General features: G+C 72.7%; 8 protein-coding genes. 4 read left to right on the top strand and 4 right to left on the bottom strand.

Annotated features, from left to right (window positions below; all coding sequences use genetic code 11):
• Positions 1-31: 31 nt before the first annotated feature.
• Positions 32-793, bottom strand: a complete 762-nt coding sequence (locus ACWEFJ_RS38770; RefSeq protein WP_378091056.1) for a S1 family peptidase — start codon at positions 791-793, stop codon at positions 32-34.
• A 72-nt stretch (positions 794-865) separates the two neighbouring features.
• Entirely contained in the window at positions 866-1888 is a 1023-nt protein-coding gene (locus tag ACWEFJ_RS38765; RefSeq protein ID WP_378091054.1) for a M48 family metallopeptidase, read from the bottom strand.
• Between the two features lie 69 nt (positions 1889-1957).
• Here ACWEFJ_RS38765 and ACWEFJ_RS38760 point away from each other — a divergent pair, with 69 nt between their 5' ends.
• The 3 genes from ACWEFJ_RS38760 (at position 1958) to ACWEFJ_RS38750 (ending at position 5629) form a co-directional block, all read left to right on the top strand.
• Complete coding sequence (locus tag ACWEFJ_RS38760) at positions 1958-2890, top strand: alpha/beta hydrolase (protein ID WP_449716856.1); 933 nt, start codon at positions 1958-1960, stop codon at positions 2888-2890.
• A gap of 107 nt (positions 2891-2997) precedes the next feature.
• Positions 2998-3639 (top strand): CatB-related O-acetyltransferase, encoded by a 642-nt coding sequence (locus ACWEFJ_RS38755; protein ID WP_378091050.1) that lies wholly within the window; start codon positions 2998-3000, stop codon positions 3637-3639.
• A gap of 7 nt (positions 3640-3646) precedes the next feature.
• Entirely contained in the window at positions 3647-5629 is a 1983-nt protein-coding gene (locus ACWEFJ_RS38750) for a patatin (protein WP_449716855.1), read from the top strand.
• A gap of 18 nt (positions 5630-5647) precedes the next feature.
• Here the strand turns inward: ACWEFJ_RS38750 and ACWEFJ_RS38745 are convergent, their stop codons facing one another.
• Both ACWEFJ_RS38745 and ACWEFJ_RS38740 read right to left on the bottom strand, forming a co-directional pair.
• Positions 5648-6448 carry an SAM-dependent methyltransferase gene (locus tag ACWEFJ_RS38745; RefSeq protein ID WP_378091046.1) on the bottom strand — a complete coding sequence of 267 codons (801 nt, stop codon included), beginning with the start codon at positions 6446-6448 and terminating at the stop codon, positions 5648-5650.
• 116 nt (positions 6449-6564) lie between these two features.
• Positions 6565-7929, bottom strand: a complete 1365-nt coding sequence (locus tag ACWEFJ_RS38740; RefSeq protein ID WP_378091043.1) for a sialidase family protein — start codon at positions 7927-7929, stop codon at positions 6565-6567.
• 169 nt (positions 7930-8098) lie between these two features.
• Here ACWEFJ_RS38740 and lon point away from each other — a divergent pair, with 169 nt between their 5' ends.
• Positions 8099-10468, top strand: a complete 2370-nt coding sequence (lon, locus tag ACWEFJ_RS38735) for an endopeptidase La (protein ID WP_449716854.1) — start codon at positions 8099-8101, stop codon at positions 10466-10468.
• Positions 10469-10622: the final 154 nt, after the last annotated feature.

The following is a 10622-nucleotide window of genomic DNA, read 5'->3' as shown; positions in this document are numbered from 1 at the left end:
GCCGAGGCCCGGCGGTCCGCGCGCCGCCCGGTCACGCCGCCAGCTGCCCTTCGATCGCCTCGGCGTAGGTGGCGACGTTGCTGTAGACGCCCGGCTTGCCCGCCCGCGCGCAACCTTCACCCCATGAGGTGATCCCGATCAGCTTGCCGCCGGCCATCAGCGGGCCGCCCGAGTCGCCCTGGCAGGTGTCCACGCCGCCCTGCGGGTAGCCGGCGCACGTCATCGCCACCGGGTCGTACTGCGGGTAGGCGTCGGCGCAGTAGTCGCGGTCCAGCACCGGCACGGTCGCGCCGAGCAGGTACCGCGACAGGGGACCCTGCTCGCTGGTCCGGCCCCAGCCCAGCACGAGCCCTTCGGTGCCCGGCTCGTACAGCGCCCCGTCGGACCGGTGGGCGAGCGGGAGGGGTGTGCCGTCCACCGACGAGCGCAGGGTGAGCACGGCGACGTCCGCGCCCGCCTCCGCGGTCGAGTAGTCGGGGTGGATCCAGATGCCGTCCACTCGCACGACCTGGCCGTCGCCGCCGCGCCGGTCCTCGCGGCCCGCCACGACCCGGGTGTTGCGCGGCGTCCGGGCGGTCGCACAATGGGCGGCGGTGACCACCTTGGCGGGGGCGACCAGCGTGCCGCCGCAGAACTGGTTGCCGCTCGAGTCCGCCAGGTACACCACCCACGGGTATTCCGCTATCGACACCCGGTGCCCGCCCACCACGCGTTCGTCCGCCACGCGCTCCTCCGCGGCGGCGGTGCCCGCGAGAGCCATCAACAACGTCATCAACAACGCGGCGAGCCGCATCGGCCCCTCCTCCTGATCAAAGGCTTCAGGAGGAGGTTAGCCAGATCGGCGGCCGGCGCTCGGCCAATCGGACTAGTCCGCTCCGGTGAACTTGCCCCGCACCTTCCCCGCCGCGCCCGCGAGCACGTCGCCGAGTTCGTTGAACACCTTCATCAGCGGGTCCTCGGACTGGGCCGCGGACTCCTTGTAGGACCGGGCGGCCGACTTGAGGTCCTCGGTGAAGGAGCTGGTCGGCCGGTCGTCCTCGCGCCGCGCGTACGTGCCGGTCAGGATGGCGCGGTACTCCTCGCCCGCCGCCCAGCGCTGCAACTCGGCCGCGCGCACCACGGCCAGCGGGTGGGTCAGCGGCCAGGTGCGGATCAGCTTGAGCACGCTGTCGCGCACGTCCTCGACCTGCTCGTACTCCTTGGCCTGCTTGAGGAACTCGGCCGTGTCCACCTGGCTGAGGTCCATGCCGCCCGCCATGGCCACGTGCACGCGCAGCGCCGCGGCCGGGTCCTGGCCGCACAGCAGGCCGGCGCGGTCGCAGGTCAGCTCCGTCTTGCGGTACCACTCGCGCAGCGCGGCGATGACGGCGGTGATCGCCCAGTAGCCGCCCGGCATCCAGCCGAGGCTGTGCTGGAGCTGGAGGAGCCGTTGCAGGATCGTCTGGTAGAGCGCGTGCCCGGACAGCACGTGGCCCATCTCGTGCCCGATGGCGAACCGCAGGCCCTCGGTGTCGAGCAGCTCGACCAGGCCCGTGGTCAGCACGATGAACGGCCGGTCGATGCCCAACGTCATGGCGTTCGGCACCGGGTCGCGCTTGACGAACAGCTCGGGCACCGGGTCGAGGTCCAGCGTCGCCGCGGCCTCCAGCCGGAGCCGGTCCAGCGCCGGGTACTGCTTCGGGCCCACCCTGATGGTCGAGGCCAGGTAGCCCAACCTCTCGCCGCGTTCGGTGAACGCGCCCGCCACCGCCTGCAACACCGGGCCGATGCCCGGCACCGCGCGCAAGACCGCCAACGCCCCCCGGTCGACCGGGTGCTCGTACGCCCTCGGGCTGATGCCCGGGAACCGCACGCGCGCGCTCGACCGTTCGATCTCCTCACTGGTCATCCACCCACAGTGCCACGATCCGGGGCCCGCCTCTCCCCGATCGGACGAATCGGCGTGCACACTGACCGCGTGAACGCAGACGTGCTCGGCGCCGACTACGAGACCCGCGCGCTGCCCCTGGGCGGCGGTGGCACGACGGCGACCCTCGTGCGCCGCCGCGCGGATCCCGCGATCCGGGGCGCGGTGCTCTACGTGCACGGGTTCGCGGACTACTTCTTCCAGCGGCACGTCGCGGAGCACTTCACCGCGCGCGGGTTCGACTTCTACGCCATCGACCTGCGCGCGTACGGGCGGTCGTTGCGGCCCGGCCAGGTGGCCAACTTCGTGCTGGACCTGGCGGAGCACTTCGAGGAGCTCGACGCGGCGGCGCGGGTGATCCGCGAGGAGGACGGCCACCGGCACCTCGTGGTGCTGGGCCACTCGACCGGCGGGCTCGTCACCAGCCTGTGGGCGCACGAGCGGCGGTCGGACGACGTGATCGACGCGCTGGTGCTCAACAGCCCGTGGCTGGACCTGGCGGAGCCGTGGCTGCTGCGGACGGTGGGCACGGTGCTGGTGCGGGGCGTCGGCCGCCTCGCGCCGCGGTTGGTGCTCAAGCCGGGGCTGGGCCCGGTGTACGGCCAGAGCATCCACCGCGACCACCACGGCGAGTGGGACTTCGACACGGCGTGGAAGCCGATCGAGGCGTTCCCGGTGCACGCCGGGTGGCTGCGGGCGGTCCGGCGCGGGCACGCGCGCCTGCACCGCGGGCTGGACGTGCGGGTGCCCGTGCTGCTGTTGCGGTCCGGGCGGAGCGTGCTGCACGCGAAGCGGTGGACGCCGGAGGCGATGACGGTGGACACCGTGCTGGACGTGGAGCACATGCGGCGCTGGGCGCCGAAGATCGGCGACCGGGTGGAGGTGGTGACCGTGGAGGGCGGGATGCACGACCTGTTCCTGTCCGCCGAGCCGGTGCGCCGGCGGGCGCTGGCCGAGGTGGACGAGTTCCTGGACCAGCTCTGACCCACCGCGCTCCACGCCCCACGCCTCCGCCGACCCGGGCGGTGGGGCCGGGCGCGGACCACGTCTGACACGCTGGCACCACCCCCGGAGCCGCGTGAGGAGCGCCGTTGATCCCCGACCCCACCGCCCTGCACCCGCTGCCGCACACCGACCGCGTCGTCCAGCTCAAGCCGCTGGTCACGTCACCGAAGATCCAGGTCGGCGAGTACACCTACTACGACGACCCCGAGCACGCGCTGGAGTTCGAGACGCGCAACGTGCTCTACGGGTACGGTGACGAGAAGCTGGTGATCGGCAGGTTCTGCGCGCTGGCCACCGGCACGCGGTTCATCATGGCCGGCGCGAACCACCTCACCACCGGCGTGTCGACGTTCCCGTTCACCATCTTCGGCGGCACGTGGGCCGAGCGGACGATGGACCTGATCACCGGCATGGGGACGCGCGGTGACACGGTCGTCGGCAACGACGTGTGGATCGGCTACCAGGCCGTGGTGATGCCGGGCGTGACCATCGGCGACGGCGCGATCATCGCGACCGGCGCGGTGGTGACCTCCGACGTGCCGCCGTACACCGTGGTGGGCGGCAACCCGGCGCGGCCGGTGAAGCAGCGGTACCCCGACGAGGACGTGGCCCGCCTGCTGCGCGCGAAGTGGTGGGACTGGCCGATCGGGCTGGTGACCGAGCACGTGCGCACGATCATGTCCGGCACGCCGGCCGACATCGAGAGGATCGCCCTGTCGCAGCTCTGAAAGGCCGGTGACCAACCGATTGGTCCAGTGCCACGCCGACGGCCCGCGCGGGATCATGGACGCCGGGAGGTTCGCCATGGCCGAGGACTTCAACCGGTACTGCGACCTGACCATGCGGGGCGGGGCGACGAGCGGTGTCGTCTACCCCTGGGCGGTCGTGGAGCTGGCCCGGCACTACCGGTTCCGGTCGCTGGGCGGCGCCTCCGCGGGCGCGATCGGCGCGGCGTTCACCGCGGCCGCCGAGAAGGGCCGGGACCAGGGCGGTTTCCGCAAGCTGGAGGAGGTCGTCGACTGGTTCGCCGCGCCCGGCTGGCGGATGGCGCAGCTCTTCCAGCCCAGCGGGCACACCCGCAAGCTGTACCGGATCGTGGCGGCGTCCATGCAGCGGCGCGACACCACCGGCCGCAGCGCGCTCACGTGCCTGCTGCTCGCGCTGGTCAGCGCGATCGGGTGGCGGTCCCGGGTGTTCCTCGCCGTGGCGGTGGCGCTGTGGCTCGTCGGGCCGTCGCTGTGGTTCCGCTCGATCTCCTGGGGCTCCACCCCGACCTGGCTGCTGATCGCGGTCACCGCCGTGGTCGTCGTCGCGGTGCCCGGCATCGTGTTCCGCGTCCTGCCGAGGGGTCGTGACGCGTGGTTGCGGCGCGTCGGCACCGGGCTGCTCCTCGTCGTCCCGCTGGTCCCGGTCGCGCTGGGCACGCGGTGGACCGCGGCGAGCCTGGCGAGCGCGGCCACCGCCGCGGTGTGGTGGCTGGTGCTCGGGTTCGCGTTCGTCAGCGCGGTGGCGCTCACCTACGGCCTGGGCGCCAAGCGGTTCCTCGACCGGATGGCCACCACCGTCCACTTCGGACTGGTGCCGGGCACCGGGGAGTTCCGGCCGAGCTTCTGGGACCGGCGCTGCGGCGTGCCGGCGTCGACCGGCGTGCCGCCGCTGAGCGACTGGATCGCGGACCGGCTGGACGACCTGTCCGGCACCCCGGACCTGACCTTCGCCGACCTGACCACGAACCTCGTGCTGATGACCACGGACCTGTCCGAGGGCCGCCCGTACCGGCTGCCGTTCACCGAGCCCCGCGCCGCGTGGCTGTTCTGCCGGACGTGCCTGGGGACCGTGCTGCCGCGCCGGACCGTCGACAAGCTGGGGCAGGACCCCACCCCGCACCGCTGCCCGCTGCACCCCGACGAGGTGGTCCACGCGCTGCCGGCGGACCTGCCCGTCGCGCTGGCCGTGCGGATGAGCATGCCGCTGCCGGGCCTGATCGCCGCCGTCCCGCTGGTGCGCGCCGAGCCCGAGCCGCGCGTGCACTGGTTCTCCGACGGCGGCATCACCAGCAACTTCCCGATCCACTTCTTCGACCAGCTGCTGCCGCGCTGGCCCACGTTCGGGCTGTCGCTCCAGTCGTACCCGCCGGGCGACGACCGGGACGTGTGGCTGCCCGAGCAGGACGCGTCGACCGGCGGCACGCCGTGGCGCGGGATCGGGCTGGTGCAGCACTTCGCGTCGGCGATCCTCGACACCACGCTCGGCTGGCGCGACACCATGCAGTCCGCGCTGCCCGGCTACCGGGGGCGGATCGCGCACGTCCGCATCGGGGACTCGGAGGGCGGCACGAACCTGTTCATGCGCCCGGAGACGATCCGCGCCCTGGCCGAGCGCGGGGCCGAGGCCGGACGGCTGCTGCGCACCAGGTTCACCGAGGACGACGGCGCCAAGACCGACCGCTACCGCTGGATCCGGATGCGCCTGGCCATGCGCGAGTACCAGCAGTTGGCGGGGCAGTCCGCCGGGCGCGCCCCGCTCTACCGCGACCTCGCCGCCCGCTACCGGATCCCGGAGGACCTGCACGGTTGGTTCGCCGTCCCGCCCGCCGGCCCCGACCCGCACGCGCGCGACATCGGCCTCACCCTGGACGCCCTCGCCGCCGTGCCGGACGGACCGTTCGACGGCGAACCACCGATCGACCCGGACCTGCGCCTGACCCCGCCCGAGTGACGCCGACCGCGCGGGCGGTCAGGGCTTGCGGCCGATCCCGGCGTACGCGCTGATGTAGGCGTCGTCCGAGTCCGGACGCCACTCCGACAGCGGCACGACGCCGGGTTCCACGACCTCCAGCCCGGTGAAGAAGGCGGCCACCTCGGCGCCGGTCCGCAGCACCAGGGGGCTGTCCGTGCGGCGGTAGATGGCGTTCACCTGCTCACCGCTCTCCTGCCCCTCCTGCGACACGCCGTCCCAGCTGCCGTGCGAGACGGCCAGGTAGCTGCCCGACGCGAGCACCTCCCGGTAGCGGGCGATGGCGGCCTGCGGGTTGTCGCTGTCCGGCACGAAGTGCAGCACGGCGACCATGAGCAGGCCGATCGGCCGGTCGAAGTCCAGCATGGCGCGGACGTCGGCGTTGTCCAGCACGGACTCCGGCTCGCGCAGGTCGCCCTGGATCGCGAGGGCGAGCGGGTTGTCCGCCAGCAACGCCGTGCTGTGCGCCACGGCCACCGGCTCGACGTCCGCGTACACGACGCGCGCCTCCGGGTTCGTCTGCTGGGCGATCTCGTGCACGTTGCCCACCGTGGGGATGCCGGACCCCAGGTCGAGGAACTGGTCGATGCCCTGCGACAGCAGGTAGCGCACCGCGCGCCGCAGGAACGAGCGGTTGGCGCGGGCCGCGCCGGACATGCCCGGGAAGATCTTCTCGACCGACTTGGCCGCCTCGCGGTCGACCGCGAAGTTGTGCGACCCACCCAGGTAGTAGTCGTACATCCGGGCCGCGCTCGGCCGGGTCAGGTCTACCGAGGACGGAACCCAGCTGGCCTGCTCCATGCGCACATCTCCTCGTCAGTGGACGGCGTGATCGTTCCGGCGGCGTCCACCCGGCACAACCCCCGAATGGACGCCGGCTCCTCACGATCGGGACACCGTGCGGACGCACCAGGATCTCAGGGCAGCGGCGCCGACCGGTGGTCGAGGGTCCAGTCCGCCGTGCCCGCGCCGTGCTCCTGGCAGTAGAAGGTGTGCAGGCGGTTGTCGAACACGTGCTGGAACGCGCACGCCACGCTGTCGCCGTACACCGGGCCGTCGGGGATCTCGAGGAACCCGCTCGTCGGGTTCGCGCTGGTCAGCACGCGGGTCTTCCAGACGTTCCCGTCCTCCAGCGTCTCCACCGCCAGGTAGCAGGTACCGCCTATCCGCACCACCTGCGGCGCGGCCACGACGTCCGGGCACACCGCCACCAGTTGGCCCGGTGTCGCCGGGTCGACGTCGAACAGCGCCGAGAACGTCGCCGCGCTGCGCACCCGGATCTCGCGCCGGCCGGGCGCCTCGCGGAACCAGTACAGGTGCACCCGCCCGTCCTGCGGGTCGCGGAACAACGTCGGGTTGCCGTTCACGTTGCCGGGTTCCTTCACCAGCGCCCTGGGCGCGGTGAACGCCGTGCCGCCGCGCCCGTCGGTGCTGGTGCGGCCGACGACGTGGTACGGCAGGCCGTCCGGGCTGCCGCCGCACCAGAACACGTTGTGCACCAACGCGATCCGGTTGTCCGGCGTGAGCATGGCCGACGCCCACCGCTCGCCGTTGCCGCGGAACAGCGGCGCGGCCTGCTGCACCCACGGCCCGGCGGGGTCCTGCGCGCGGGCGATGCCGATCCCGGAGCACTCGTGGTGCCCCCAGTAGGCCAGGAACCGGAAACCGCCGTTCTGGGCGGGGTCGCGGCCAGGGTTCACGTCGAGCACGCTCATGGTGTGCGGGTGGTCGTGCTCCTCGCTCCACGACACGGGTTGCAGCACCGCGCCCTGCGCCGCGCCGAACGGGAAGTAGGCGGACGTCGTGGGCCGCGTGCCGTCCGCGTGGAACAGCAGCGTCTTGTTCTGGTAGCCGTTGGCGGCCATGGTCGAGTCCGGCACCTCGCCGTCCCGCAGCGTGACCCAGTCCCGGTCGCCGGGGTGCCACCAGCGGTAGACCGCGACCGTGCCGGGGTGCGGGTCGCGGTGCGCGTAGAACTGGAACGCCCGGCTCGTGTAGCCCCAGTTCGCGAGGGTCGAGTCCGGGATGGAGCCCTCCGGCACGTCGATCCAGTCCCGGTCTCCCGGGTGCCACCAGCGGTACACGGCGACCATGTCGGGGTTGCCGATGTAGTGGACGTAGTACTGCGGTTCCGGCGCGATCCGGTAGCCGTTGGCGGCCATGGTCGCGGCGCTCGGCTGGTTCCCGTGGGCCGGGATGGACACCCAGTCGCGGTCCCCGGCGTGCCAGTAGCGGTGGACGGCGGTGGGCGCGCCGGAGCCCGGCGCTGATTCGACAGCCATGTGTTCCCCCCCCGAGAACGGCGTCTTGCAGTGGTATCCGGGATATCGCCCGGAACCCACTTCTGTTACCTGGATCACACCAATGGCCGCTCGCTCAGGGCGAACACCCGGCGGAAACAATCCCGCGCTCACCTTGGTTGAGCCAGTCAGACTCAACTTTGGAGGGATCATGGGCGAGACGTTGGCGCTGCCGGTGCTGCCGCTGGACGACGTGGTCGTGCTGCCGGGCATGGTCGTGCCGATCCGGATCAGCGGCTCGGACGCCACCGCCGAGGCCCGCGCCGCGATCGAAGCCGCGACCGCCGCGGGCGGCCAGTCGAAGGTGCTGCTGGTGCCCCGGCTGGACGGCAAGTACGCCAAGGTGGGCACGCTGGGGCTGATCGAGCAGGTCGGCAGGCTCTCCGGCGGCGAACGCGCGGCCGTCGTGCGCGGCACCGAGCGGGTCCGCATCGGCACCGGCACGACCGGGCCGGGCGCGGCCCTGTGGGTGGAGGCGACCGTCGCCGACGTGCCGCCGGTCGACGACCGCACCCGCGAACTGGCCCGCGAGTACCGGGCCCTGGTCACCACGATCCTCCAGCAGCGCGGCGCGTGGCAGGTGGTGGACTCGGTGCAGCAGGTGGACGACCCGTCCGCGCTGGCCGACCTCGCCGGCTACGCCTCCTACCTCGGCGACGAGCAGAAGGTCTGGCTGCTGGAGACCAACGACGTCACCGAGCGGCTGGAGAAGCTGCTGGAGTGGGGCCGCGAGTACCTGACCGAGCTGGACGTGGCCGAGACGATCCGCAAGGACGTCAAGGAAGGCGTGGAGAAGCAGCAGCGCGAGTTCCTGCTGCGCCAACAGCTGGCCGCGATCCGCAAGGAGCTGGCCGAACTCGACGGCAAGCCCGCCACCGAGGAGCAGGACTACCGGGCCCGCGTCGAGGGCGCGGACCTGCCCGAGAACGTCCGCAAGGCCGCGCTGGCCGAGGTCGACAAGCTGGAGCGGACCGCCGAGCAGTCGCCCGAGGTCGGCTGGATCCGCACGTGGCTCGACACGGTGCTGGAGATGCCGTGGAACGAGCGCACCGAGGACTCCTACGACATCGCGGGCGCGCGCGCCGTCCTCGACGCCGACCACGCGGGCCTGGACGACGTCAAGGAACGCATCACCGAATACCTGGCCGTCCGCCGTCGCCGTGCCGACCGGGGCCTCGGCGTGGTCGGCGGCCGCCGTTCCGGCGCGGTCCTCGCCCTCGTCGGTCCCCCCGGCGTCGGCAAGACCTCGCTCGGCGAGTCGGTGGCCCGCGCCATGGGCCGCAAGTTCGTCCGGGTCGCCCTCGGCGGCGTCCGGGACGAGGCCGAGATCCGGGGCCACCGCCGCACCTACGTCGGCGCGCTGCCCGGCCGGATCGTCCGCGCCATCTCGGAAGCCGGCTCGATGAACCCCGTGGTGCTGCTGGACGAGATCGACAAGGTGGGCGCGGACTACCGGGGCGACCCGACCGCCGCCCTGCTGGAGGTCCTCGACCCGGCCCAGAACCACACGTTCCGCGACCACTACCTCGAGGTCGAGCTGGACCTGTCCGACGTCGTCTTCCTGGCCACCGCGAACGTGCTGGAGTCCATCCCGGGCCCCCTGCTCGACCGCATGGAGCTGGTCCAGCTCGACGGGTACACGGAGGACGAGAAGGTCACCATCGCCCGCGACCACCTCCTGCCGCGCCAGGTCGAGCGCGCCGGCCTCACCCCGGAGGACGTCACGATCACCGAGGCGTCGCTGCGCAAGCTGGCGGGCGAGTACACCCGCGAGGCGGGCGTGCGCCAACTGGAGCGCTCGCTGGCCCGGATCCTGCGCAAGGTGACCGCCCGCGTCGCCCTGGAGGAGACCCGGCTGCCGGTCACGGTGGACGTCCCCGACCTGCGCGGCTACCTGGGCTCGCCCAAGCACACCCCGGAGTCGGCCGAGCGCACCGCCGCACCGGGCGTGGCGACGGGCCTGGCCGTCACCGGGGCCGGCGGCGACGTGCTCTTCGTCGAGGCATCCCTGGCCTCCTCCGGCACCGGCGCGGCCGGCGTCACGCTCACCGGCCAACTCGGCGACGTGATGAAGGAGTCGGCCCAGATCGCCCTCTCCTACCTGCGCTCGCACGACGAACGCGCCGAAGTCCTCGCGGACCGCGGCGTGCACATCCACGTGCCCGCGGGCGCGGTGCCGAAGGACGGCCCCTCCGCCGGCGTCACGATGACCACGGCCCTGGCCTCGCTCCTGTCGGGCCGCCCGGTCCGCTCGGACGTCGCCATGACCGGCGAAGTCTCCCTGACGGGCCGCGTGCTGCCGATCGGCGGCGTCAAGCAGAAGCTCCTGGCCGCCCACCGCGCCGGCATCACCACGGTCCTCCTCCCCCAACGCAACGAACCGGACCTGGACGACGTCCCCGAGTCCGTCCGCTCCGAACTGACCATCCACCTGGTCGCCGACGTGCGCGAAGTCCTGGACCTCGCCCTCGAACCAACCACCACCCACTCCACCCACTCCACCCACTCCACCGCCGCCTAACCACCCCACCCCCAACCCCGACCACCCTCAATCCCATCCACAACGGACCCGCCACACCACCACCGAGGCTCGATTTGACATGGGTTCGGGTGCCTTAGGCTGGACGAAGCCGGCAGGCCCGGCGGGACGCTTTACCCCGCTGGGCCTGCCGGCT

It is taken from the genome of Actinosynnema sp. NPDC004786 (assembly GCF_053601135.1).
This window is presented reverse-complemented; position numbering and strand designations above follow the sequence as displayed.